Here is a 25,273-nt window from a genome sequence, read left to right as displayed (position 1 = left end):
TCAGCCTCTGACATCGAACAGGATGGGGCGGTGATCGGGGCCGGACATATCGAACACGTGGGCGAGCCCCGTGATGTCGACCGGCGTGACAGCGACATCCACGGAGGCCAGCACCCAGTCGAGGATGCCGCCCTTGCTTTGGGTTTGTTGGCCGCCCCAGCGCTCATAAGCCAGCCCGGCGGTGTCGAGTTCTCCCACCTTCTGGTAATCCAGGTTCAGATCGCCGGTCGCCACCCACTTGCCGCCCAAGGCCGTGCAGGACTTAAGCTGGCTTTTGGTCACACCGTTCTGTCCCGACTTGAAATGGGCAAGAAATACGTAGCCGGTGTAGCCCTTCACGCCGTGGGCTTCGACGGCAATCAGGTCCCTGTTCAAGGTGAAGAGGCTGCCCTGGCTGACCACCTGCAACCTCTCGAAGCTTTTGACCAGGACGATGTAGGCATTCGAATGACCGCCGGTGAAGGAATAGACGCTGTAGTTTTTGTAAATGGCAGCCAGGTTCGAACGGTAGTTATCGATCTGCGCCGAATGTATTTCACACAGGAAAACGAGGTCCGCGTCCCAATAATTGCTGGAGCAGCAGTTGTGGAGAAAGATATCCACCTGCGTCTGCTTTTCCAGCGTGGAGGACTTGCCGTTTTTTTCCACGTTGAAACTGCCAATTCTCATAAGGCCACCCCCCTGCGCTGCATCGGCGTTGCGTTTATTCCAGGGCCCACTGCGCCAACTTCCCCGTCACCTGCGTCATCAGCACATTTTCGATATCTCGCGCGCCGGCCGCGCTGCATTTGGCGAGCACGGCCTTGACGATCCCGGGGTCGAACTCGAACGGCTTGCCCGTCGCGGCCTTGTAGCGTGCACGCAGTTTTTCCAACTTCGCCAACACGATCCCCTCCAGCGTTGCCTCATCCAGCGGCCGGTACGCCACCACCGTCATGCGCGCCAGGAAGGCCGGACGAAACGCTTGCAACAACACCTTGCGCAAGGCTTCGTTGAAGGCATCGCTGCCCAGTTGCGCAGCCGGGGTGTCCAGCAGCAATTCGGCACCGACGTTGCTGGTGGCGAGCATCACGGTGTTCTTGAAGTCCACCACCAGGCCGGTGCCGTCCTCCATCAGCCCCTTGTCGAAGACGTTGTAGAACGCTTCGAGCACATCGGGGTGAGCCTTCTCGATTTCGTCCAGCAGCACCACCGAATAGGGTTTGCGCCGCACCGCTTCGGTGAGCACGCCACCGCTGCCGTAGCCGACGTAGCCGGGCGGGGCGCCTTTGAGCTGGCTGACGGTGTGGGCTTCCTGGTATTCCGAAAGGTTGATGCTGATCAGGTTGCGCTCGCCGCCGTACAAGGCATCGGCCAGGGCGTAGGCGGTTTCGGTCTTGCCCACGCCGGTGGGGCCCACCAGCAGGAACACCCCGACCGGTTTCTGCGGGTCGGTGAGGCCGGCGCGGTAGGCTTGCAGGCGTTGGGCGATGGTGTCGAGCGCCGGGCCCTGGCCCATCACCCGTTGCCCCATGCGCTGGCCCAGGGTGCGCACGGCGTGGGCCTCGTCGGCGAGCATCTTGCCCACCGGGATGCCGGTCCAGCCGGCGATCACGGCGGCGACGGTCTTGCTGTCCACCTGTTCGGGCACCAGGGGATCGTCCTGGCGAATGGCATCGAGGCCGGCTTCCAGGCGCAGCAATTCGGCGGCCAGGTGATCGATGCGGTTATCGACCTCGGTGTCGGGTTTTTCAGCATCGGCCCGTTCGCTCAGGGCCAGCAGTTCGCGCCGGGTGTCGAGCAGCTCGCGCACTGCTTCGCGTTCTTCGCCCCAGCGGGTTTCCAGCTCGCGGATGGCCTGCACGTTGCTGGCCGATTCGCTTTCCAGCAGGGTGATGCGTTCGCGGTGATCCAGGCCGGTGGCTTGCTCGCGTCGCAGGCGCTCGACTTCATCCTTGAGGCTGTTCTGACGGTGCCGCAGGCTTTCCAGCGGCGGCGGTACGTCGTGCTGGCCGAGGGCGACCCGGGCGCAGGCGGTGTCGAGCACGCTGATGGCCTTGTCCGGCAACTGGCGTCCTGAAATGTAGCGATGGGACAGCTTCACTGCTTCGTGGATGGCCGCGTCCAACACCTGCACGCCGTGGTGCTGCTCCAATTTAGTGGCGACGCCACGGAGCATTTCCACGGCGGTGAGTTCGTCTGGTTCTTCGACCTGCACAAGTTGGAAGCGGCGGGTCAGGGCCGGGTCTTTCTCGAAGTATTTCTTGTACTCCAGCCAGGTGGTGGCGGCCAGGGTGCGCAGTTCGCCTCGGGCCAGGGCCGGCTTGAGCAGGTTGGCGGCATCGCTGCCACCTTCGGCACCGCCGGCACCGATCAACGTGTGGGCTTCGTCGATGAACAGGATGATGGGTTTTTCGGCGCTGCGTACCGCGTCGATCACACCCTTGAGGCGTTGCTCGAATTCACCCTTGACGCCCGCGCCGGCCTGCAACAGGCCCAGGTCGAGCACCCGCAGCGTCACCTCTTGCAATGACGGCGGCACATCTGCGGCGGCGATGCGCAGGGCCAGGCCTTCCACCACGGCGGTCTTGCCGACGCCCGGGGCGCCCACCAGGATCGGGTTGTTCTGCCGACGCCTGAGCAGAATGTCGATGCATTGGCGGATCTCGCCGTCGCGTCCGACGATCGGGTCGATGCGACCTTCCCGGGCGTCGGCGGTCAGGTCCTGGGTGTACTGGTCGAGTACCGGGTCCTGCTTTTGCGGCGCCTCGCCAGGCTTGGCAGCGCGTACGCCGCCGGTATGTTCGTGGGAGCTTTCGGTCCACTCCAGCAGGTGGGTGCGCAGGGCGTCCCGGGGGATGCGCAGCAGCGATGAAGCACTGTTGAGCAGCAAGCCGCGGCGCTCGTCGCGATCGAGCAGGGCCAGCAACAACAGCCCGGAACGGATGCTGTCCAGGCCCAGTACGCTGGCCTGCACCACGGCATCCTCCAGCAGGCCGATGGTCTGCGCCGACAGGGCAGGGGTGCGAGTGCTGCCGGACTTGAACAGCTCCAGGGCCCGATTGGTTTCAGTCGCCACGGCGTCGCGTTCCAGGCCGAAGCGCGGCAGCAGGCAGGCGAAGTCACCCCCTTCGATGTCCAGCAGTTCCAGCAACAGGTGTTCGATCTCGACGTAATGATGGCCGCGTTGCAGGCAGCGTTGCGCGGCCCGTTCCAAGGCGCGGCGGTTGTCCGGGTTGAGGCGTCCGATCAGGCTGGCCAGTTCCATTTCAGGCGATCTCCGGCTGACGAAGGCGGGTTTCGATGCGTTGCACGGCCAGGCTCGGCTGGCGTTGCAGGCCGCCGTTCCAGCTCAAGCGCGGCGCCGTCGAGTGGCCGAGTTGCAACGGCCCGGCGCCACGGACCAGCAGCACCAGCGTGCAGTCCAGGTCCGGGCCGAAATACAAGGCATAGAGACTGGCGAGCAGCGGATGGACGTCGCCGTCAGGCAGCAGGCCGTTGGCCTGGACGGTGCTCAGTGGGCCCAGGGTCAGGCGCACGCCGGCATGCTCGTCCCAGACCCGGGTCCCGGCCACCGCCGTGCGGCCCAGGCACAGGTTGCGTCCCCCGACCTGCAAGCGGCTGCGGCTGGCCGGCGGGATTTCCCGCCAGCCCCCGGCATAGCCGGTCAGTTCCACGGGCAGGCCGAATTGCTCACGGACAATGGCCGCGAAGCCGGCCAGGGAACGACGGCCGTCGGCGTACAGCGCGGTGCAGGCGAGCACGGCGCAATCGGGAGCGGCCTGGCGCTCTTGCAGGGCCTTGGGCAGCAGGCCGGTCAGCGCCCGCAACTGCGCCTGTACGGCCGAAGCCCCGGGGGCGGTGAAGCCCAAGGCAATGCGGTGCTTGCGCATCACCTTGTACAGCAGGCTGAGCAGACGATGCTGGAACAGGTCGAGAAATTCCGCTGGGGCGTGGTCCCGCGCCCGTGCCCGTTGTTGCAGCCATTCCTGGTAGGCGTAGGGCAGCGGACCGTCCGGGCCGCCGAGGCCGAAGATCGGTGTGGTCAGGGTCGGTGGTGAGCCGGTGTCCTGCTCCAGGCGCTCGACTTCGCTGGCGGCGAACACGGGCGTCAGCGGCCCACGCAAGCGCAGCGCCTCGGCGTGCGGGGCGGTGCCGCTGCCGAGGGTTTCGGCCTGGGGATGCTCGCGCTCCAGCACCTGCAACGCCTGGAGCCATTCGAAGCGTTGCGGGTCGCGTCGCAGGCGTTGGCTCAGGTTCAGAGCGTCAGGGGCTTGCCGGCTTGGGGTTGCCATGTCTTCACCTCCTTGTCGGACTGGACCAGCACCGTGCGCACGAAGCGGTTGGCGGTGGCGTAGAGGGAAAAGAACTGCGCCAGCACCCCGGAGAACAGCACGGCGCTGCTGCCGACGAAATGCTGCGGGTCCAGTTGCAGGCGCACTTCCAGGCCGTTGCGCCAACCGCGCCAGGCGTCCTCGCCAACATGGGCGATGACCCGTTCGCAGCCCAGCCCCAACACGCCGTCGATCTGGCGCCGGGCGCTGGCCTCGTCGCGCAGGTTATGCAATTCCAGGATCTCGCGCAGGGCATCGAGCGCCTGGGGGCCTTCCACCAGGGACAAATGGTTGAGGGTCAATTGCGACACCAGTCGCCAGCGCGATTCGCCGTCCAGTCGCGGCAGGCTCTGGGGGCTGGGTGGGTTGCGCAGGCGGGCCCAGGCCACCGGCCCCGGGCGCTCGAAGCCCAGCGGGGTGCCGGCGGGCAGGCTCTGGGCCAGGTGTCGGTTGGTGCAGAGCAGTTCGGCGGTGAGGCTGTAGTCGCGGGTCTCGGCCAGTGGGTCGAACCGGGTGTCCACCAGACTGACCATCAGGTCGGTGCCCAGCCGGTTCGGGCTCATGCCGCTGACCCGCCGTGCATGCCAGTAGCACGACGGGTCGTTGCCATGCTGGCTGCCGTAGTAGGCCGGCACCTTGCGCACGCCCTGGCTGGAACTGGCGCGCATGCCACGGATGCTGTGGATCTCGACGCTGTTTTCCCGATGACTGTCGGCCACCAGGCGGTATTCACTGCGAGTGCCGTCCGGGCGCAGCGGTTCCGAAGTTCTGGGGAACAGGTTGATCACCGGGGTGCAGCCCAGCGCGATGTCGCTGGCCTGGAGCGGCAGGCGGCTGGCCGGAGCGCGGTCGAACACGATGTAGAGGTACAGGGAGGCGTTGTCGCTGTTCGCGCCGGCCAGTGGCAGGTCGAAGAAACCGAATTTGTCGGGGAAGGCAAAGTACTCAGCCAGCAGACGCATACCCGGGTGCACGCCGTCCTCGTCCGGCAGCAAGGCCTGGTCGCTGCCGAAACCGACTATTTGCGGCAGGCCGGCCAGTGGCTCCGGCACGCTGCCGGGTGGCCCGGCGAGGACCTTGATGGCGTGGGCGCCCAACAGGTCATAGAGCCAGGCATTGATGATCGGCGAGGCGGCTAGGTGCACCCGCAGGTGCTCGATCCCCAGTGTCGACCACTGGCTTTCACCCAGGCAACGCAGGTTCAGGCGCAAGGCCGAACGGGCCTGGACCACCCCGGTCAGCCCTTGGGCCTCGTCGCTGCCCAGTAGCAGCGCCTCGCTGATTTCCAGCGGCCACAGATGCACGGCGGCGGTGGTGCGAAAGTGAATGCTCTGGCCCTTGTCAGTGGTGACGAACAACGGCGTGTCGCGGGGCAGGGGGTAGCCCTCGTCGAGGTTGCCCTTGCTCGGGTCGGGTTCGAACTGGACGATGGCACACGATGGCAACGGGCGCATGGCCAACGGGTAGAGCTGTTCGAGCAGGGCGTCGCTGAACTCGGCGTAATCGTCGTCCAGCCGACGTTGCAGGCGCGCCGCCAATAACGCGAAACCCTCCAGCAGGCGCTCGACGTGGGGGTCCGGGCATTCGCCAGGGGACAACTCCAGGCGCCGGGCGACCTTGGGGTAGCGTTCGGCGAACAGGCTCCCGGCGTGACGCAGCCAGGTCAGTTCGCGCTGATAATAGTCCAGCAGTTGCGGGTCAATCGAGTCGCTCATGGCGCACCTCAAGGCCGTCGTCGGCGGGCTCGATCACAAAGGCCACCGGCCAGGCGTGGGGGTCGCCGCGCAGTTCGCCCAGCAGCCGGATGCACAACTGTTGTGGCTGACCGGGCACCGGGCAGACCTGTACCTCGCCCAGGCGCAGGCGAGGTTCGAAGTGGCTGACCGCCTGGCGGATCTCCCGGGTCAGTTGGCGCCGATCATCGCTGCGTTGCTGTTGCAGCGCGGTCCAGTCGGCAATGCCGTAGTCGAGGATGCTCGGTGGCTCGGTCAGTGCCCGTGGCCCGCGCCGGGTGTTGAACAGCCGCGACAGTTCGGTGTGGACCGAGTCCTGCAACGCCTGGCGATCGAACGCCCGACCGGTGTCGTCCGCCGGGCTGGCCAGGCGTTCGAACAGCGGCGGACGAAACCCGAAGCCGGCCATGGCGCAGCCTCCTTACTTGGTCATTTTGTTGGCCGCCAGGTCCCAGGTCGTGCCCGCCGTACCTTCCTTGGTGCCGTCGTCTTTCTGGGCGGTGAGCTCCCATTTGATCTTGGTGAAGTTCAGCGACAGGGTTTCCACCGGCTTGCCGCCCGTGCCGCCGCTGACGCTGACGTTGGACAGCACGACGTTGGTGAGGGTGTAGACGATGAACGGCATGATCTTGCCGCTGCCCTCGGCGGCGTTGCGGCCGATGGTGATGACGGCCTGTGGGATCGGCTTGCCGGCGCAGCAATACTCGTTGAGCGAGGGCGTGGAGCTGTCGATGAACTTGGTCAGGGTGAACTCACCGATGTGCGGCCGGCCGGAGGTGCGCTCCGAGTTGCTGACGTCATTGGTGACCTGCATGGCCACGTTGTGGCTGTAGGACATGACCTCGATCTTGTCCGTGAAGCCCTCCAGCAGGCTGTCGCCCTTGATGTCGCCGCCGAGGTCGAGAATGATTGCATCCATGGTGTGGGACTCCTGAAGAAAACGAATAGGTGGTGCCAATACCGTAAGAACGAACGCCAAACCTTGTGGCGAGGGGATTTATCCCCGATGGGCTGCGCAGCAGCCCCTTGTGCCGATGACTCAATCTGTCGCAAGCACCGAGTCGCCGGGAATCGGGGCCGCTTCGCGCCCCATCGGGGATAAATCCCCTCGCCACAAAACTCCCTCGCCGCAGGCTTCGGTCGTCAGGCCGCAACCGGTGGCGGCAGGGTCGCCACCAGGCGGATCGACGCGGTCAGTTCCTCGAGCTGGAAGTGCGGCCGCAGGAACACCGTGGCCTTGTAGGCGCCCGGCTTGCCGGCCACTTCCGTCACGTCCACCCGCGCCTCGCGCAACGGGTACTGCGCCTTGATCTCCTGCGGCGCGTTGTCGTTGATCAGGACGTAGTCGGCGATCCAGTTGTTGAGGTAGGTCTGCACGTTGTCGCGGGTCATGAAGCTGCCGACCTTGTCGCGCATGATCACCTTCAGATAGTGGGCGAAGCGCGAGGCCGCCAGCACGTACGGCAGCATCGCCGAGATGCGCGCGTTGGCGTTGGCTTCATTGGTGTTGTAGAGCTTGGCCTTGTTGGTGGTCTGGCCGCCGAAGAACACCGCCACGTCGCTGTTTTTCTTGTGGCACAGGGAAATGAAACCGAGGTCGTTGAGTTCTTTTTCGCGGCGGTCGGTGATCGCCACTTCGGTCGGGCACTTGAGCGAAAGGTCCCCGGAGCTGGTGCGGAAGGTATGGGCCGGCAGGCCTTCCACCGCGCCACCGCCCTCGGCGCCGCGGATCGCCGCGCACCAGCCGTACTTGGCGAAGGCCTCGGTGATGCGTTGCGACAGCGCCCAGGCGGCGTTGCCCCACAGGTACTTGCTGTGGTCGGTGCCGTTGACGTCCTCGACGTAGTTGATGCCTTCCACCGGCAGAGTGTCCGGCCCATAGGGCAGGCGCAACAGGAAGTGCGGCAGCACCAGGGACACATAGCGCGAGTCTTCGCTTTCGCGGAACGAGCGCCACTTGATCAGTTCCTGGCTCTCGAAAATCTTCGACAGGTCACGGGGAACCGCCAGTTCGGTGAAACTGGTCATGTCGAACAACCGGGGGCTGGCGGCGGCAATGAACGGCGCATGCGCCGCTGCCGCCACGTTCGAGAGTTTTTCCAGCAGGCCGATGTCCTGCGGGTGCCGGCCGAAGGTGTAGTCGCCCACCAGCAGGCTGAACGGGTGCCCGCCGAAGGTGCCGTATTCTTCTTCGTAGATCTTCTTGAACAGCGCGCTCTGGTCGAATTCGACGGCCTTCTCCAGGTCGTTCTGCAGCTCCTTCTGGGTCACGTTGAGCAGGCGCAACTTGAGCCGGGTGCTGGTTTCGGTGTTCTGCACCAACAGGTGCAGGCCGCGCCAGGAGGCTTCGAGTTTCTGCAGCTCGGGATGGTGCAGCACTTCGTTGAGCTGGGCGCTGATCAATTCGTCGATCTGGCTGATGCGGTCGTTGATCATCGCCACGGTGTCCTTGTCGATGGCCATGCCTTCGTCGAGAACCTGGGTGGCGAATTCGGCCAGCATGTCGCGGGCGTAGTCCTGCTGGCTGTCGTCGTGGGCCATGCGGCCCTCGGCGATGATCTTGTCCAGCAGGGACAGGGTCTGGGTCGTGCTCTCGCTGGTTTGAGCGCTGGATGAAGCAGGCATGGCTTTATCTCCCTTGAATGATGAGCGCGATCAGGCCTTTGGTTCGGCGGGGGCCGGGTCATCGTTGGCGGCTACGGCGGGCAGTTCCGGCGAGGCGTCCTGGGGCCGCGCCGACTTGATCTCCTGCAGGCCCTCGGTGTTGGCGATCACGTCGCGCAGCAGCTTGTCCAGGTCGTCGTTGCCATCGAGCTTGGTCAGCAGGTCGCGCAGGCGTTGGCGGGCTTCGAACAAGCGCCGCAGCGGGGTGACCTGCTCCACGACCTTGACCGGGTCGAAGTCGTCGATGTGGCGGAAGTTGAGTTCGATGTTGAGCTTGCTGTCGTCGCCACTGAGGGTGTTGTTCACCTGGAGCGTGGCACGTGGGGAGATGGAGGCGAGCACCTCGTTGAAATTGTCCCGGTCGATCTCCGTGAATCGCCGCTCATTGAGCTTGGGCAACGGGTCCAATGGCTTGCCCGAGAGGTCGGCCAGGATGCCGACCACCAGTGGCAATTCCTTTTTCTCGATGGCGTTGCCGATTTCCACGTCATAGGTGATCTGGACGCGGGGAGGGCGAACTCGGTCGAGCTTGTGCTGGGTACTTTCTGCCATGGTGGCCGTCTCCGATGCATGTGGGGCGCAATGCATCGGGAGGCCCGCTCATCGCAATCCCTTGCTGATCCACAGGTTGCAAATGAAGGGCAGAAAACCTGTCATTCCCTTGACGAACCTGGCGCATTCGACCGTGCTGGCCGAACTATCCAAGACGCTAGAACAGGTCTATAAAAATGCAAGCAAAAACAATTTTTGACCGCTGAGAAAAGGAAGATTCATTTTGCGTGTGTTTTTTTCCGGATTTTTTTTGAGCCTGGTGCTCACCGGTTGCTCGCTCTTTGCTCCCAGCGTCGACCTGGACAGCCTGACCCTGGACGTCGCTTCCGGGGCCAATGACAACACGCCGATCGCGGTGGATTTCATCGCCGTCGAAGACCCGGACCTGCTCAAGCAGTTGTCGGGGATCACCGCCCGCCAATGGTTTGCCGAACGCGAACAGTTCCAGCGCGATTATCGTCAACGCATGGCGGTCTGGGGACTGGAGCTGGTGCCGGGGCAATTCATCGACCATCAGCCCTTCCCCTTGGAGGGGCGGCGTGCCGCTGGACTTTTGGTCTTCGCCAGCTATAACACTCCCGGAGCCCACCGGCTTCGGCTGGACGACCAGCGCACGGCCTGGCTGAAGTTCGAAAGTCGTGAGATGACACTGGTCAATGACGGCCAGCCCGAGTGACCGCGGGCCGCCCTGGGGGCGGCGACATTGAGATGTCGAAGGGAGTCGTATGAGTCTGTTACCTGACGCGGTGTGCTGGCATGAGGGCATGCAATTGCTGCCCCAGCATTTTCAATTGCAAGGGCTGCGCGCCGAGGCCCTGGCCGCGCATTTCGCCGGTGCCTGCAACCCCTGGTTCTGGGGCGTCAGTCAACTGGACGTCGACCCCTCGGCCCTGAGCGCCGGCCAGGTGCGACTGCTGCAACTGCAAGGCACCTTGCCGGACGGGTTGGCGGTCAACCTGCAGGCCGGGGTCGGGCCGACCCTGGAGCTGGACATCAACGAGGCGGTCAACAAGACCGACGACGCCACCGTGACCGTGTACCTGGCCGTCAGTCCGCTCTGGCGTGCCGGGCAACTGCTGCCGCTCAAGGGGCGCCTGCAATCGGTGGTCGGCGAGGCATTGCCAGACCTGACCAGCGGCGAGTTTCCCGAGTCGATCACGGTCTGGCGACCCAACCCCAGGCTGTGCACGCAGTTGAGCCGGGCCGACTCGATCTGCCTGCCGCTGCTGCGCATTCGCAAGGAGGGCGGCGGCTTCTGGCGCGTGCCCTACACGCCACCGACGCCGGTCCTGTTGCCGGAATCGCTGTTGGGCCGGCGCATCGTCGGGCTGTGCGCCCGGGCGCGGGAAAAATGCATGTTCCTCGCCGGCCGGTTGCGCCAGGCCCAGGCCGCCGGCAACCAGGACGACGCCCTGGAGATCCGTCGACAATTGACGGCGCTGTGGGCGCGGCTGCCGGAAGTCGAAGGGGCGCTGAACACCCGGGTGGCGACGCCGCAATCGCTTTACGGCGCGCTGCTGGGGTTGGCTGGCGCGTGGTCGGCCCTCGATCCGCTGGCGGGCGTGCCGGCTTTCGCGCCGCTGGATTTCCTCGAATTGCAACGCGGCTACGAGCCGTTGCTCGACTGGCTGGAAACCACCCTGGAGTTGATCCGCGCCGGTTATCGCAGCCTGGCCTTCGAACGTAACGACCAGGTCTTCTCGATCCAGTTACCCGACGACCAACCGACCCAACGCCTGGTGATCGGCCTGCGCATGCCCAACGGCGCCAGCGAGCAGGCGGCGGGTGAATGGCTGCGTGGCGCGATCATCGCCTCCGCGCCCCATGTACCGCTGCTGAGTCGACAGCGCATGAGCGGGTTGCCCCACCAGGCCATGAGCCGCAATGAGCAGGTCGCCTACAGCGTCGGCGACGACACCCGTCTGTTTGTGGTGGCCGCCAGCGGGCAATGGTTCGACGGGCAATTGCCGCTGCACATCGTGGCGCCGGCGTCGGCCCAGGCCAGCAGCCCGTGGCAAGTGGTGTTGTTCGTGGCGCAAGCCGGTGAAAGTGCCTGATCGCAAAAGGGGAGTCGTATGCCAGACGGAAGTGGCGGGGCGGTTCGGGGTCTGCACGAGGCGCCGCTGAGCAGCGCTTTTCGCCAGGCCTGGCTGAAGTGGTCCCAGGAATGGCAGGACCTGCCCAAGGAAAGCGACCCCGCCGTCGTGGTCAGCCGCGTGGTGGAGTTTTCCGGGCGCTGCGCCCAGCGCCTGTGGCGAATGGCGTTCGCCACCGTTGGCGACGCCGCGAGCGAGCAGGTCAAGTCGGTGGTCTATGCCTTCGTCGCCCTGGTGGACGAAACCCTGCTGTTCACCCCGTGGCCAGGGCAACTGGCCTGGCAGCAGCATCCGCTCGAATCGCGAATGTATTCCAGTCGCCAGGCCGGCGAGCGCTTGCCCGCGGCGATCAAGAAACTGCTGGATGAGCAGATGCCCGGCACCCGCGACCTGGCCAATGTCTACCTGCAATGTTTGATCCTCGGTTTCCAGGGCCGCCTGCGGGGCGAGCCTGGCCAGGTCCTGCATGAAAAATGGCGGGTGGCGCTGTTCACCTTCGCCTGGCAGCACGAACCGGACTTTGTCGATGTCAGCGAACGCCTGGCGCTGTCGGCGGCGGCACCGCCGCTGCGGTTGCCGGCGCAGCAATCGCTGCCGGACGGGTTGCGTCTGGGGCTGGCGATCCTGGCGATGGTGGTGTTGCTGACGGGGTTGGGGCAGGTGTTCTGGCGCGACATCCGTGGGGCACTCGAACCGGTGCTGCAACTGAACGAATCGGTGGTCCAGGAGCAGGACTCATGAGCTCTTTGAGCATCGTCGCGCTGGTGGTGCTCGCCATTCTTCTGGTGCTGTTGGTGGTGGCGGCGCTCTGGTGGCTGCGCACCCAGGGCGGGGCGGCGATCCGCAGTTTCTATGGGGCCGTGCGCCACATGGAGCAAGAGCAAGGCGTGCGGGACCGCTACCAGATGCCCTGGCTGCTGATGCTCGGCAACGACACTGACGGGGCCCAGCTGTGCGCCCAATGGCGCCTGCAACCGACGGACAAGGCGGCGTGGTTTGGCCGCTGGTGGTCGGATGCCGAGGGCGCGGTGCTGGTGGTGCCCCAGGCGTTGTTCCTGCCCGAGGAAGGCATGAACCGGCAGCGGGGCAATTGGTGGCGCCTGTTGGGACTGCTCCTGCGCTTGCGCAGCAAGCGGCCACTGGATGCGGTGATCTGGACCGTGCCGTTCGACCGGCTCGGCGACATCGAGCACACCGCCGACTTTAGCCTTAAGGTCCGGCGCAGTTTCATCGACCTGCTGCAACGCTTCGGCCTGAGTCTGCCGGTGTACGTGGTGATTACCGGGATGCAAGAACTGCCCGGCTTCCAGGAATTGATCAGCGCACTGCCCGCCGAGGCACGGGAATCGACGCTGGGCTGGTCGTCACCCTACCTGCCGGAGGCGGCGTGGCAGTCGCAATGGAGCGATCAGGCGCTGGATCAGGTCAATGCCGCGTTGTCGCAATCGATCATCGAAATCGGGGCGCTGTCGGGCCAATTGAGCAGTGATCTCTATGGGCTGCCGGAGCGCTTCGAAGGTTTGCGCCGAGCCTTGCAGATCCTTCTGGAGCCGGTGTTCCAAGGCAATGCCCAAGGCGAGGCGCCGCGTTTTCGCGGTGTGTATTTCACCGCCAGCCAGGCGTCGGCCACTGGCGCCGACGCCGTGATCGCCAGTGACAGCGCCTTGCGTCAGACGGTGTTCGCCCGGCAGTTGTGGGCACGGCGGCTGGTGGCCGAGCGCGGCCTGGCGCAGCCGGTGCCCCGACTGTTGCGCTTGCGCCAGCGTTGGCATCGGTTGGCCGGTGCGGTGGCGCTGGTGGTTGGGTTGGCCTGGATGGGGGGCATGGTCTGGGTCTGGCAGGACTCGATCGAACAGGCCGAGGAGCTCTCGCAACTGATCCTCAGCACCCACAAGAACCATTGGGTGCTCGACCCGGACAAGCCCCGTCTGGAACCGACCCGACACAATGTGCAGAACTATTGGAGCATGCTGGAGAAGGCACCGCGCTGGCGCTTCGTCTCGGTGGTGTTCCCGACGTCGTGGTTTTCCTCGGTGGACACGCAATTGGAGGAGGGCTTGCGCCTGACGGCCCGGCACCATTGGATACTGCCGTTGCGCGACCTGCTGGCGGCGGACCTGGAGCAGCTCAAGGCGATCCGCAACACCGAGCGACGTGGCAACGTGCAAAGTGAAGACCCGGCGCAATGGCAGAGCTACGTGAAGGCCAAGGACCTGGTGGAGCGGGCGGTACGCCTGGAGCAGCACAACCAACTCTTCAACCAGGCGGTGAACAACCCCAAGGCGCCCCTGGATGAACTGGTGCAACTGAGTGACAACGCGTTGTCGCTGAACCTCAACACCGGCACCTTGAGCCGCGCACGCTTCTACAACCGGGTGCTGTTTGACGCCCACAACGATGATTTGAAGGGGCTGGACCTGAACGCCGCGCGACCGGTGGTCTCGGACAATTTCACCGGCCTGATGCAGCGCTGGCTCGATCATTACTTCCTGGCGGACAACTTCGTGCGCCAGGCCGGCTACCTCAAGCTGCACCTGCAACGGCTGGAGGCCGGTGGCGGCAACTCCTTGAGCGAGCTCGAAGACCTGATGGCGCTGATCGACGATTTGCAAACACTGGTGAGCCTGACCAATGCGGCCTGGGGGCGCGGCAAGGGTCAGGACCTGGTGCCCGGTTACACACAACTGATGGACAAGGTCGGCCACAGCACGCTGCTTGGTCCCGACATCGAGCAGGACCTGGAGAGCCAGGCGGCGAAGCTGCAGCAGAGTTTTCGCGACCAGTGGATTGTCCAGGCCGGTTCCCGGGACAACTTGCTGGTGCAACAGGGCAGTGGGCTGTTGGTGTTGCAGGATCACGTCACGGCGCTGAACGGCGCGGTCCAAGCCTTGTTCAAACGTGATTTCGTCGCGTTGGCGTTGCAGAAGGCCCCGTCGGACAGCGACACCGATCCAACAGGGCAGGGCAGCGGCAGCGATGACTTCAGCGTGGCCCTGAATTACTTCGCCAGCTACAAGAGTTACACCAACGAGGAACTGTCGCGCATCCCGCCGGTTTACCGGGAGGCCCTGATCCAGGCGGCTGAAGGCGCCGCGGCCCGGGCGATGTGGCTGAGCCTGGATGAGAGCGACGAACAGTTGCCGGGCATGCCCTTCAACGTGCAAACCACCCAGGCAGTGGCCTTGCAAAAAGCCTTCATGGACGTGCACCGCAGCGATCTGGCGACGCGCTTGCAGCGCTTGCTCAATCGCCGCGCCCTGGCGCAGATCAGGAGCGCTCAGCAGGAGATCGAAGCCCAGCCGCTGTTCAGCCAGCGGGCGGATGTCCAGCGCTGGAACGGGTCGAAGAACTTTGGCCTGCAACTGTATGGCGCCACCGATCCCCAGGACCTGAAGCTGAACCTCAACCAGCAGTTCGCCGCCATGTTGCAGATCGCCGAGCAGCGTATGCCGGCGCTGGAATGGCTGATCGTCCAGCAGGACAACCTGTCGGCCCTGGAACATGACCAGGTGGCTCGGTTCATGGCCCTCAATGACGAGTTGCTCAAGTACAAGAGCCAGAACCCGGCAAGTTCGGCGGCGCAGTTCGAACAGTTGGTGAGCCGCGACTTCATCGAGATGGACACGGCCTCCTGCGCGCAGATCCTGCAGACCTCCAACCTGTCCGGCGGGCGCGGCGACGTGGCCCAGCGTGCGGTCGCACTGCAACAGAGTGCCCTGCAACGCTGCCTGTACCTGCAGCAGAACCAGGCGGCGACCGCCTGGAATGACCTGGCCGACTACTTCAATCAGTACCTGGCCGGGCGCTTTCCGTTTTCCCAGGATGTGCGCGCCAGCGACGCTGACCCGGCGCGGGTGCAGCGGCTGCTGGAGTTGATCGACACCCGCTTGCCTCTGGCCCAGGCGGGGCTGACCCTGAGCCAGACCCCGGACCGCCTGGCCGCCGAAGATTTTCTCAAGGGCTTGAAACAGGCCGGTACCTGGCTCGGGCCTCTATTCGTGCGGGACAAGAGTGGCCTTCTCGGCGTGGAGATGGACGTGCGCTGGCGCACCGATCGCGAGCAGGAACGTGGCGCCGACCAGGTGATCGCCTGGGATTTGAGCGCCGGCAACCAACAGATCAACTACCCGGGCGAGGCCCAGCAGAATCTGCGCTGGATGGTCGGGCAACCCGTCAGTCTGACGCTGCGCTGGGCGCGCAACGGCTACCAGCGTCCGGCCAACGACCCCCTGCAGCCGAACCTGGTGGTGCGCGACCTGGAGGCGGGTTGGCAGTACCAGGGGCCGTGGTCATTGCTGCGCCTGATGCGTTCGCTGGTGTCGGCCCAGCGCCAACCCAACGTCGACTACACCGATTTCCCGTTGACCTTGCAGTTGCCGGTGATCGCCCGCAATCCGACGCAGGCCCCGCAGCCTCAGGGCCTGGCCCAGGATCGCGTCGCCCAGCAAACCCTGATGTTCGTGCGCGTGTCGTTGATGAGCCAGGGCTCGAAGCTGCCGCTGTCGATGCCGCCGCTGCCGACCCGGGCGCCCCGTTCGCCGTTCATGGCGACCTCGTCGACGTCGACCATCGCCACCCGTGAGGAGACCCCATGAGCTTGCCGATCAGCCCATTGCCCGAATTGGTCACGCAACTGCTGGAACCGCTCGACGCCCAGGCGCCCTGTGGCCAGGATTTGCGCTACGAACCGGTGTACGACCGATTGCGCGAGATGCGTCGCGAGGACGACACCAGTCTGCCTGCTGGTGTCTGGGAGTCGCCGATCAAGCGCGCCCAATGGCCGGAGCTGGAACGGCTCGCCACCCTGCTGCTGCTTGAGCGCAGCAAGGACCTGATGATCAGCGCCTGGCTGGGGGAGGCCTGGCTGCACCTGTCGGGCCTGGAGGGCTTGCCGGGCAGCTTGGCGCTGGTGGCGGGCCTGTGCGAACGCTACTCGGAGCACTTGCACCCCCAGGCCGAGGACGGCGACTGCTCCTGGCGGGTGATGCCGTTGGAGTGGTTGGTGCGACGCTACAGTGAGGTGCTGCTGACCCGGGTGCCGTTGCTCAATGGAGATGACCCGACCTACGCCAATTTCTGCCTGCATGACTGGCAACGCCTGCAACGCCGGCTGGTGCTGGGCAATGACAGCAAGAGCGCCAAGGTCGCGGTCGAGACGGCGCGGACCGATCAAAAGAAACTCGACGAACTGATTCGCGGCACGCCGTTGTCGTTCTGGTTGCATCGCCAGGGCAGCCTGATGTTGAGCCTGCAACACCTGCAACGGCTCCAAGCCTGGAGCGATGCCTGCCTGGACCAACTGGCCCCGAGCTACAAACCCCTGCAGGATGTGATGCAGGCCTGGCTGGCCTTGGTAGAGGAGTTCATTGCGATGCACCCACAACAACCCAGCGTCGCGCCGGCACCCGCTGCGCCGACGGCTGCGACGTCGGCCGAGCCGTCACAGGTGGCGCCGGCCCAGGTCTTCCAGGAACCGGCCAACCGCGAAGAAGCCTATCGCCAACTGCTGGTCATTGCCGGTTACCTGGCCCGCACCGAGCCCCACAGCCCGGTGCCCTATTTGATCCGGCGGGGCGTGGAGTGGGGCAACAAACCGTTGAGCGAGCTGCTGGGCGAGTTGATCAGCGCCGACGCCGAATCCCGACGGCTGTGGACGTTGCTGGGGGTGCTGTAAGCCCTGTCCTGTGGCGAGGGCGCGAGCGCCCCTGCCACGATCAGCTGTAGGACTCGGGCAGCGGGACCGGGGTCAACACCGGTTTGCCTGAAAAGAATGCGTCCAGGTTCTGGCCGACCAACTCGACCGTGCCACGGGTCGCTTCCGGTGACAGGCCGGCCACATGGGGAGTCAGGACCACATTGGGCAGGCTTTTCAGCGCATCCGGCACTTCGGGCTCGTGATCGAACACATCCAGGGCCGCCCCGGCAATCCGCCGGTGTTCAAGCGCGCTGATCAGTTCGGCGGTGGCAACCACGCTGGCCCGGGCGATGTTCACCAGAAAACCGTTCGGGCCCAGGGCATCGAGGGCCTGCTTGTTGATCAACTGGCGCGTATCCAGGCCGCCGGGCGTGGCGACGACCAGGAAATCCGAAGCCCGTGCCAGTTCCGTCGGCGTGGCGCAGAAGGTATAGGGCACGTCGTTGCGCATCCGGCGATTGTGGTAGCTGACGCTCATGTCGAAGCCGAGGGCGGCCCGTTTGGCAATCGCCATGCCCACGGCGCCCAGCCCGAGCACGCCCAGTCGCTTGCCGGCCAGGGACGGGCGCATGACCTTGGACCACTCGCCCCGGCGCACGCTGGCGTCGGCCCGGGGGATGTCGCGCACCAACGCCAGCAGCAGTGCCATGGCATGGTCGGCCACCGAGGAGGCGTTGACCCCGGCGCCGTTGGTCACCACGATGCCGCGGCTGCGCGCTGCCTGCAGGTCGACCTGCTCGTAGCCGGCGCCGATCACGCAGATGATCTGCAGGTTGGGCAGGGCGGCCATTTCCTCCGCCGTCAAGCCCAGGGGACCACGGGTCAGCACCGCGTTGAACCGTTCGCCATGTTCGAAAATCGCGGCCTTGCGCTCGGCCGGCGTCGGCGCCAGTTCCAGGTGATAGCCCTGGCGCTCGAGGATCGGCAGGTATTCATTGACGGTTTCAACCAGTACCAGGACGGTGACGGGCATGCTGTGCTCCTTTGGGCTTTGGCGCGATCGGGCGGGCTCAATCAGCGTGGGAGCGAGCAGGCTCGCTCCCACAGGTTGCATTTTGTCCTGAGTGTAGGAGCTGGTGTAAAGCGGCGATAGCCTGGCCAGCGCGTGCCCCGGCATTTTTGTTGTGATGGGCAACCACTCCTCAGCTAAGCCTTTGCTTCTGCTCGCTAATCCCGGACAATCGCGCCCCTGTTTCGGCCAGGGCGCTGCCTGTCGGGGTTTTCCGACTCGTCTTGGCCGGGTGCATGTGACCGGAACGCGGAGATCCGACCGGATGAATGATCAGGCCAATAGCGTCGAAGAGCGCTTTGAAACGATAGCCCCAGCCACTCTCGATCAATGGAGTCGCCAGGACACGACCTGGATGCTCGGGCTGTTTGGCACCGCCATCGGTGCGGGCACGCTGTTTTTACCGATCAATGCGGGCCTCGGCGGTTTCTGGCCGCTGCTGATCCTGGCCCTGCTGGCATTCCCCATGACGTTCTATGCCCACCGTGGGTTGACCCGCTTCGTGCTGTCCGGTCGTGATGGCGCCGACATCACCGAGGTGGTGGAAGAGCATTTCGGCATCAAGGCCGGTGCGCTGATCACGCTGCTGTACTTCTTCGCGATTTTCCCGATCCTGCTGATCTACAGCGTGGCGCTGACCAATACCGTGGGCAGCTTCCTGGAGCATCAACTGCACATTCAGCCGCCTCCCCGGGCGGTACTCTCGCTGGTGCTGATCCTCGGCCTGCTGGCGGTGGTGCGTTGCGGCGAGCAGGTGATCGTCAAGGCGATGAGCCTGATGGTCTACCCGTTCATCGTGGCGCTGCTGTTCCTGGCGGTGTTCCTGGTCCCGCACTGGAATGGTGGCATCCTGAGTACCGCGTCGACGGTGCCTGAGCCTTCCGCGCTGCTGCACACCTTGTGGCTGGCGATCCCGGTGATGGTGTTTTCGTTCAACCATTCGCCGATCATCTCGGCGTTTGCGGTGGACCAGAAGCGCCGTTACGGCGCCAATGCCCAAGCGCGCAGCGCGCAGATCCTGTCGCGTGCCCATGTGTTGATGGTGGTGATGGTGCTGTTCTTCGTGTTCAGTTGCGTGTTGACCCTGTCCCCGGCGCAACTGGCCGAGGCCAAGGCGCAGAACCTGTCGATCCTGTCGTACCTGGCCAACCACTTCAGTAATCCGACCATTGCCTTTGCGGCGCCGTTGATTGCGTTCGTGGCCATCTCCAAGTCGTTCCTCGGGCACTACATCGGTGCGAGCGAAGGCCTCAAGGGGCTGATCGTCAAGAGCGGCCGTCGTCCCGCTCCCAAGACCCTGGACCGCCTCACGGCCGCGTTCATGCTGGTGGTGTGCTGGATCGTCGCCACGCTCAACCCGAGCATCCTGGGCATGATCGAGACCCTGGGCGGCCCGGTGATCGCGGCCATCCTGTTCCTGATGCCGATGTACGCCATCCGCAAAGTCCCGGCCATGGCCCGTTATCGTGGCCAGGCGTCGAATGTCTTTGTGGTGCTGGTAGGCCTGGTGGCGATCACCGCGCTGGTCTACTCCCTCGCCGCCTGACCTGCAACCCTCACCTTGTGGGAGCGAGCTTGCTCGCGAAAGCGTTGGATCAGGCACGAAGATGTTGGCTGAGCTGACGCCTTCGCGGGCAAGCCCGCTCCCACAGTGGTTCTGTGGTGTTGATGGGAGTCAGGTTCACCTCCATCCCTGTGGGAGCGGGCTTGCCCGCGAAGGCGATGGTTCGGCTGGCACCAATCTACAGGCATAAAAAAACGCCGCCCCTCACAAGAAGGGCGGCGTTTCAGTCGAGCGTCTAAGCCTTAGGCTTGAACGACCGGGATGTTGGCGTTTGCAGCCGCTTCACGGAACTCGGCGATCTGGTCGAAGCTCAGGTAGCGGTACACGTCCGCTGCCATGCTGTCGATCTTGCCGGCGTATTCCAGGTACTCCTCGACGGTCGGCAGGCGACCCAGGATCGAAGCCACGGACGCCAGCTCGGCCGAAGCCAGGTAGACGTTCGCGCCGTCGCCCAGACGGTTCGGGAAGTTACGGGTCGACGTCGACACCACGGTGGAGTTCGGCTCCACGCGTGCCTGGTTACCCATGCACAGCGAGCAACCTGGCATTTCCATCCGTGCACCGGCCTTGCCGTAGATGCCGTAGTAGCCTTCTTCGGTCAGCTGGTGAGCGTCCATCTTGGTCGGCGGCGACAACCACAGGCGGGTTGGCAGCTGGCCCTTGACCTGATCCAGCAGCTTGCCGGCGGCGCGGAAGTGACCGATGTTGGTCATGCACGAACCGATGAACACTTCGTCGATCTTCTCGCCAGCAACGCTGGAGAGCAGACGGGCGTCGTCCGGGTCGTTCGGCGCGCAGAGCACAGGCTCGCTGATGTCGGCCAGGTCGATTTCGATGACTTCGGCGTATTCGGCGTCGGCATCGGCTTCCATCAGCTCTGGGTTGGCGATCCAGGCTTCCATCGCTTGTGCACGACGCTCCAGGGTCCGGGCATCGCCGTAGCCTTCGCCGATCATCCAGCGCAGCAGGGTGATGTTGGACTGCAGGTACTCGGTGATCGACTCTTTCGACAGCTTGATGGTGCAACCGGCGGCGGAACGTTCGGCCGAGGCGTCGGACAGCTCGAAAGCCTGTTCCAGGGTCAGGTTTTCCAGGCCTTCGATTTCCAGGATGCGGCCGGAGAAGGCGTTTTTCTTGCCTTTCTTCTCGACTGTCAGCAGGCCTTTCTGGATGGCGAAGTAAGGAATGGCATGAACCAGGTCACGCAGGGTGATGCCAGGCTTCATCTTGCCTTTGAAGCGCACCAGGATCGATTCCGGCATGTCCAGCGGCATGACGCCGGTGGCTGCGGCAAACGCCACCAGGCCAGAACCGGCCGGGAACGAGATGCCCATCGGGAAGCGGGTGTGCGAGTCACCACCGGTGCCCACGGTGTCTGGCAGCAGCATGCGGTTCAGCCACGAGTGGATGATGCCGTCGCCCGGACGCAGGGAAACGCCGCCGCGGGTCATGATGAAGTCAGGCAGGGTGTGGTGGGTGGTCACGTCGATCGGCTTCGGATACGCCGCGGTGTGGCAGAAGGACTGCATCACCAGGTCAGCGGAGAAGCCCAGGCAGGCCAGGTCTTTCAGCTCGTCACGGGTCATCGGACCGGTGGTGTCCTGGGAGCCCACGGTGGTCATCTTCGGTTCGCAGTAGGTGCCAGGACGCACACCGGCTACGCCGCAAGCCTTGCCGACCATCTTCTGCGCCAGGGTGAAGCCCTTGGTGCTTTCGGCAGGTGCTTCAGGCTTCTTGAACAGGTCGAACGGTGGCAGGCCCAGCTCGGCGCGCGCCTTCTCGGTCAGGCCACGGCCGATGATCAGCGGGATACGGCCGCCGGCACGCACTTCGTCGAGCAGGACCGGGGTCTTCATTTCGAACGTGGTGATGACTTCGTCGGTACCGTGCTTGCAGACCTTGCCGGCATGCGGGTACAGGTCGATCACGTCGCCCATGTTCATGTTCGACACGTCGAATTCGATCGGCAGGGCGCCGGCGTCTTCCATGGTGTTGTAGAAGATCGGGGCGATCTTGCTGCCGAAGCAGAAACCACCGGCACGCTTGTTCGGTACGTACGGGATGTCGTCGCCGAAGAACCACAGCACCGAGTTGGTGGCGGATTTACGCGAGGAACCGGTGCCGACCACGTCGCCGACGTAGGCGATCGGGAAGCCCTGGCCGCGCATTTCTTCGATCTGCTTCATCGGGCCGGTCTTGCCTTGCTCGTCCGGAACGATGCCGTCACGGGCCATTTTCAGCATGGCCAGGGCGTGCAGCGGGATATCAGGGCGCGACCAGGCGTCCGGGGCAGGGGACAGGTCGTCGGTGTTGGTTTCGCCAGGAACCTTGAACACGCGCAGGCTGATCTTGTCGGCCAGCACCGGGCGCTTCTTGAACCACTCGCCTTCGGCCCAGGATTGCAGCACGGCCTTGGCGTGAACGTTGCCGTTCTTGGCTTTTTCAGCCACGTCGTGGAAGGCGTCGAACATCAGCAGGGTGTGCTTGAGTTCTTCGGCGGCCACTGGCGCCAGTTCGGCGTCGTCCAGCAGCTCGACCAGGGTCACGATGTTGTAGCCGCCCTGCATGGTGCCGAGCAGCTCGACGGCACGCTTCTTGTCCAGCAGGGGGGATTGGGCCTGGCCCTTGGCCAGTGCGGAGAGGAAACCGGCCTTGACGTAGGCGGCTTCGTCGACTCCAGGCGGAACGCGATTGGTGATCAGGTCAACGAGGAAAGCTTCTTCGCCCGCCGGAGGATTTTTCAGCAGCTCGATCAGGCCTGCGGTTTGTTCGGCGTTAAGCGGCTGGGGAACGATACCCAGTGCGGCGCGCTCTTCGATATGTTTGCGGTAGGCTTCAAGCACAGTTATTACCCTCATCAGTGGTCCCAAATGGGTGTCCGGGACGCTCATCCAGAAACCCGCGGTACTCATGCGCGTCGGGGGCTTTTTGGGCCACCACGCCAGAGTTTCCGGGGTTCCTCACAGAAGCTGCTTTCAAAGTTTTACGCCTGCAGAACGGGGAGCTGATGAGGGTTGGCGTTGGGCTTTCCCCGCTGGAAAGACCCTCCGCCAACACCGCTCTGAAGGAACGACTGTGCTCGTGACGCTTTGAAAACAGCTTCTAACGGACATTGGCGCCTTAAAAGGCTGGCTGATTCTACGGCAAAAAAAAATTAAAGGTAAGTTCGAGCGGGAAGTTTGAGGGGTGATCAATCTTAGACAAAGGGCTAACATGCCGGCCTGTCCTGCTTTTGCGTGTGTTTTTCCTTATGCCCAACCAGCTCATCAAGACCCCTTGTGTCGGCCTTTGCTCCACTGTCTACGGTGACCTGGTGTGCCGGGGCTGCAAGCGGTTCCACCATGAAGTGATCCACTGGAACGGCTACAACGAGGACGAGAAGCGCGCGGTGTGGATGCGCCTGGAGCAGTTGCTGGTGCAGGTGATGGTGGCCAAGCTGGAGGTGTTCGACCCCGGCCTGCTGCGCCGGCAGCTCGAAGATCGAAAGATCCGCTTCGTGCCGCACCAGTCGGAGTATTGCTGGGCCTATCAGTTGATCGCCCGCGGCGCGCGGGTCATCAATAATCTGGAAGCCTACGGCATGGTATTGCTGCCGGAGTTCCGCGATTGGGAGCTGCCGGACCTGCGGGACGCCATCGATCGAGAGTTTTTCCTTTTGTCCGAAGCCCATTACCAGCGCTACATTGCGCCAGGGTTTCTCAAGGATGCGTTTGGCGGTTGAGACAGTGATGTGCCGCCTGGGAACTGCAGAAACACCTGTGGCGAGGGGATTTATCCCCGTTGGGCTGCGAAGCAGCCCTAGTGTGGTCGATACGATCGACCTGACATGCTCGGTTGCCTGATTTGGGGCCGCTTCGCGGCCCAGCGGGGATAAATCCCCTCGCCACAAGATCGGTTCGCTTCAATCCTTGACCGCCAGCTCCACCAGATGGTCCTCCACCTCCTGCGGCTTGAGCACCAGCACGTCGCTTTCCAGCGTATCGAGCACCGCTTCGGCGGTGTTGCCAATCAGGGCCCCGGACAGCCCGGAGCGGGCCACGGTGCCGATCACCGTCACCGCCGCCTGCAGCTTGTGGGCCATGAACGGGATCAATACGTCCGCCGGGCCTTCGGAGACGTGCAGGTGCTGGTCGTCGATGTCGAATTCTGCCTGGAACGCCCGGCATTGTTCGCGATAACGGGCCTCGATGGTTTCCTTGAGCTGGAAGGTCGGGTCGGCCGCCGAGAGCATTGGCGAAGGGTGGGCACTGATGACGTGCAGGTGCCCCTTGGCCAGGCCGGCGATGTCATAGCCGTGGTCAATGATGGTGGTGTGCAGGTGGCGGTGCTCGCCGTCGGCATTGCCCACGTCAACGGCGGCCAGGATCACCTTGTCCTTCCATGAACCGGCGGTTTTCACCAGCAGCACCGGGGTCGGGCAATGGCGCAACAGCTTCCAGTCGGCGGGGGTGAGCAGGGCTTTTTTCAGCGGGCTGTCGGGGAAGTGCTGCTTGATCACCAGGCCGCAACCTTCGGCCTGTTGCACGTCGATGATGGTTTCATGAAGGCTTTCGTTCCAGGCCTGTTCGGTCGTCACGCTGTAGCCGTCCGCCGCCAACCCGGCTTTGAGCACACTCAGCAGGCCGGCATGGTCATGCCGCTTGTCGCAGACCAACAGATGCAGGTGGGCCTGGGTCACGCCGGCGATCAACTTGGCGCGCTTGAGCGCCAGGCTTTCCGCATGTTCGGGTTCGATGACCACCAGGATGCTGCGAATGGCTTGCATGATCGGCGTCTCCTGCAATGAAAAGGCATGGCGTTGCTCAACTATAGTTGCTGTGGGTCAACCGTCGACTTGATGCATATCAACAGTCGTGGCTGGTGGTCTTGAGGCGGGCCGGTATAATCGGCGCCCTTCGCTCGATTACCTTTGTCCGTGAGCCCCATGATCCTTCCCGAAATCCACGAGTTCCTTGGCTGCCGTACACCCGACGGTTGGGTCCAGGCGGCATTGGCCGACCAGGAAACCTTGCTGATCGACCACAAGAACTGCGAGTTCAAGGCCGCCAGTACCGCCCTGAGCCTGATCGCCAAGTACCATTCCCACGTCGACCTGATCAACCTGATGTCGCGCCTGGCCCGGGAAGAGTTGGTGCATCACGAGCAGGTCATGCGCCTGATGAAAAAACGCAAGATCGGTTTGCGCCAACTCTCGGCCGGGCGCTATGCCTCGGGGTTGCGCAAGGTGGTGCGCAGCCATGAACCGGTCAAGCTGGTGGACACCCTGGTGGTGGGCGCCTTCATCGAAGCACGCAGTTGCGAGCGTTTCGAGGCGTTGGTGCCGCATCTGGACGAAGAGCTGGGCAAGTTCTATTTCGGCCTGTTGAAAAGCGAGGCCCGGCATTTCCAGGGGTATCTGAAACTGGCCTACCAGTACGGGGACGCCAAGGACATTGCCCAGGTGATCGACAAGGTCCGCGAGGCCGAGCGGGAACTGATCGAATCGCCGGATGTGGAGTTTCGTTTCCACAGTGGTGTGCCTGTGGCATAGGGCTGTTTGCCTTGACGCCATCGCGAGCAAGCTCGCTCCCACATTGGACTTGGGAAGTTCACAAATCCCTGTGGGAGCGAGCTTGCTCGCGAAGGGGCCTTATGCAGCACTGCATTT

General features: G+C 64.2%; 19 protein-coding genes. 8 read left to right on the top strand and 11 right to left on the bottom strand.

The annotated features are described in order from the left end of the window. The 8 genes from KI241_RS14995 to tssB all read right to left on the bottom strand — a co-directional run bounded on the left by KI241_RS14995 (nucleotide 1) and on the right by tssB (nucleotide 9,262). Entirely contained in the window at nucleotides 1-669 is a 669-nt protein-coding gene (locus KI241_RS14995; RefSeq protein ID WP_212802662.1) for an endonuclease/exonuclease/phosphatase family protein, read from the bottom strand. 34 nt (nucleotides 670-703) lie between these two features. Then, nucleotides 704-3,247, bottom strand: a complete 2,544-nt coding sequence (tssH, locus tag KI241_RS14990; protein ID WP_212802661.1) for a type VI secretion system ATPase TssH — start codon at nucleotides 3,245-3,247, stop codon at nucleotides 704-706. 1 nt (nucleotide 3,248) lies between these two features. After that, a complete protein-coding gene (tssG, locus tag KI241_RS14985; protein ID WP_042732956.1) occupies nucleotides 3,249-4,274 on the bottom strand; it encodes a type VI secretion system baseplate subunit TssG in 1,026 nt (341 codons plus the stop codon). Further along, nucleotides 4,238-6,028 (bottom strand): type VI secretion system baseplate subunit TssF, encoded by a 1,791-nt coding sequence (gene tssF / locus KI241_RS14980; RefSeq protein ID WP_212802660.1) that lies wholly within the window; start codon nucleotides 6,026-6,028, stop codon nucleotides 4,238-4,240. The genes tssG and tssF overlap by 37 nt, the downstream gene beginning before the upstream one ends. Next, nucleotides 6,012-6,455, bottom strand: a complete 444-nt coding sequence (gene tssE / locus KI241_RS14975) for a type VI secretion system baseplate subunit TssE (protein WP_042732188.1) — start codon at nucleotides 6,453-6,455, stop codon at nucleotides 6,012-6,014. The genes tssF and tssE overlap by 17 nt, the downstream gene beginning before the upstream one ends. Before the next feature lie 12 nt (nucleotides 6,456-6,467). Next, nucleotides 6,468-6,965, bottom strand: coding sequence for an Hcp family type VI secretion system effector (locus KI241_RS14970; protein WP_024776584.1), 498 nt, complete (start codon nucleotides 6,963-6,965; stop codon nucleotides 6,468-6,470). A 224-nt stretch (nucleotides 6,966-7,189) separates the two neighbouring features. Beyond that, nucleotides 7,190-8,671, bottom strand: coding sequence for a type VI secretion system contractile sheath large subunit (gene tssC, locus KI241_RS14965; protein WP_042732187.1), 1,482 nt, complete (start codon nucleotides 8,669-8,671; stop codon nucleotides 7,190-7,192). Between the two features lie 30 nt (nucleotides 8,672-8,701). Then, nucleotides 8,702-9,262 (bottom strand): type VI secretion system contractile sheath small subunit, encoded by a 561-nt coding sequence (gene tssB, locus KI241_RS14960; RefSeq protein ID WP_042732186.1) that lies wholly within the window; start codon nucleotides 9,260-9,262, stop codon nucleotides 8,702-8,704. A gap of 223 nt (nucleotides 9,263-9,485) precedes the next feature. Here tssB and KI241_RS14955 point away from each other — a divergent pair, with 223 nt between their 5' ends. Genes KI241_RS14955 through tssA form a run of 5 tightly spaced genes read left to right on the top strand, consistent with a single transcriptional unit; the run spans nucleotide 9,486 to nucleotide 17,032 of the window. Beyond that, nucleotides 9,486-9,938 carry a hypothetical protein gene (locus KI241_RS14955; protein ID WP_042732185.1) on the top strand — a complete coding sequence of 151 codons (453 nt, stop codon included), beginning with the start codon at nucleotides 9,486-9,488 and terminating at the stop codon, nucleotides 9,936-9,938. A 49-nt stretch (nucleotides 9,939-9,987) separates the two neighbouring features. Continuing rightward, a complete protein-coding gene (gene tssK / locus KI241_RS14950) occupies nucleotides 9,988-11,319 on the top strand; it encodes a type VI secretion system baseplate subunit TssK (protein ID WP_042732184.1) in 1,332 nt (443 codons plus the stop codon). A gap of 18 nt (nucleotides 11,320-11,337) precedes the next feature. After that, nucleotides 11,338-12,099 (top strand): DotU/TssL family secretion system protein, encoded by a 762-nt coding sequence (locus KI241_RS14945; protein ID WP_047738836.1) that lies wholly within the window; start codon nucleotides 11,338-11,340, stop codon nucleotides 12,097-12,099. After that, on the top strand, nucleotides 12,096-15,953 hold the full coding sequence (locus KI241_RS14940) for a type VI secretion protein IcmF/TssM N-terminal domain-containing protein (RefSeq protein ID WP_042729185.1): 3,858 nt from the start codon (nucleotides 12,096-12,098) through the stop codon (nucleotides 15,951-15,953). The genes KI241_RS14945 and KI241_RS14940 overlap by 4 nt, the downstream gene beginning before the upstream one ends. Next, nucleotides 15,950-17,032 (top strand): type VI secretion system protein TssA, encoded by a 1,083-nt coding sequence (gene tssA / locus KI241_RS14935; RefSeq protein ID WP_212802659.1) that lies wholly within the window; start codon nucleotides 15,950-15,952, stop codon nucleotides 17,030-17,032. Before KI241_RS14940 ends, tssA begins: the two co-directional genes overlap by 4 nt. 40 nt (nucleotides 17,033-17,072) lie before the next feature. Here the strand turns inward: tssA and KI241_RS14930 are convergent, their stop codons facing one another. After that, entirely contained in the window at nucleotides 17,073-18,026 is a 954-nt protein-coding gene (locus KI241_RS14930) for a 2-hydroxyacid dehydrogenase (protein ID WP_042729183.1), read from the bottom strand. Between the two features lie 301 nt (nucleotides 18,027-18,327). On the opposite strand from KI241_RS14930, the gene KI241_RS14925 reads away from it, so the two are divergent. After that, nucleotides 18,328-19,608, top strand: coding sequence for a serine/threonine transporter (locus KI241_RS14925; RefSeq protein ID WP_042729182.1), 1,281 nt, complete (start codon nucleotides 18,328-18,330; stop codon nucleotides 19,606-19,608). A gap of 260 nt (nucleotides 19,609-19,868) precedes the next feature. Here KI241_RS14925 and acnB read toward each other — a convergent pair whose 3' ends face one another. Further along, the gene (acnB, locus tag KI241_RS14920) at nucleotides 19,869-22,469 is read right to left on the bottom strand and encodes a bifunctional aconitate hydratase 2/2-methylisocitrate dehydratase (RefSeq protein ID WP_042729181.1); all 2,601 of its coding nucleotides are present in this window, start codon (nucleotides 22,467-22,469) and stop codon (nucleotides 19,869-19,871) included. A gap of 407 nt (nucleotides 22,470-22,876) precedes the next feature. Here acnB and KI241_RS14915 point away from each other — a divergent pair, with 407 nt between their 5' ends. After that, the gene (locus KI241_RS14915; RefSeq protein ID WP_042729180.1) at nucleotides 22,877-23,347 is read left to right on the top strand and encodes a DUF1289 domain-containing protein; all 471 of its coding nucleotides are present in this window, start codon (nucleotides 22,877-22,879) and stop codon (nucleotides 23,345-23,347) included. Nucleotides 23,348-23,527: 180 nt separating this feature from the next. On the opposite strand, the gene KI241_RS14910 is transcribed toward KI241_RS14915, so the two are convergent. Then, complete coding sequence (locus KI241_RS14910) at nucleotides 23,528-24,391, bottom strand: universal stress protein (protein ID WP_042729179.1); 864 nt, start codon at nucleotides 24,389-24,391, stop codon at nucleotides 23,528-23,530. Nucleotides 24,392-24,550: 159 nt separating this feature from the next. On the opposite strand from KI241_RS14910, the gene miaE reads away from it, so the two are divergent. Then, complete coding sequence (gene miaE, locus KI241_RS14905; protein ID WP_042729178.1) at nucleotides 24,551-25,156, top strand: tRNA isopentenyl-2-thiomethyl-A-37 hydroxylase MiaE; 606 nt, start codon at nucleotides 24,551-24,553, stop codon at nucleotides 25,154-25,156. The last annotated feature ends 117 nt before the right edge of the window (nucleotides 25,157-25,273 follow it).

This window comes from Pseudomonas sp. Cab53 (genome assembly GCF_018325965.1).
Lineage (GTDB): Bacteria > Pseudomonadota > Gammaproteobacteria > Pseudomonadales > Pseudomonadaceae > Aquipseudomonas > Aquipseudomonas chlororaphis_E.
This window is presented reverse-complemented; position numbering and strand designations above follow the sequence as displayed.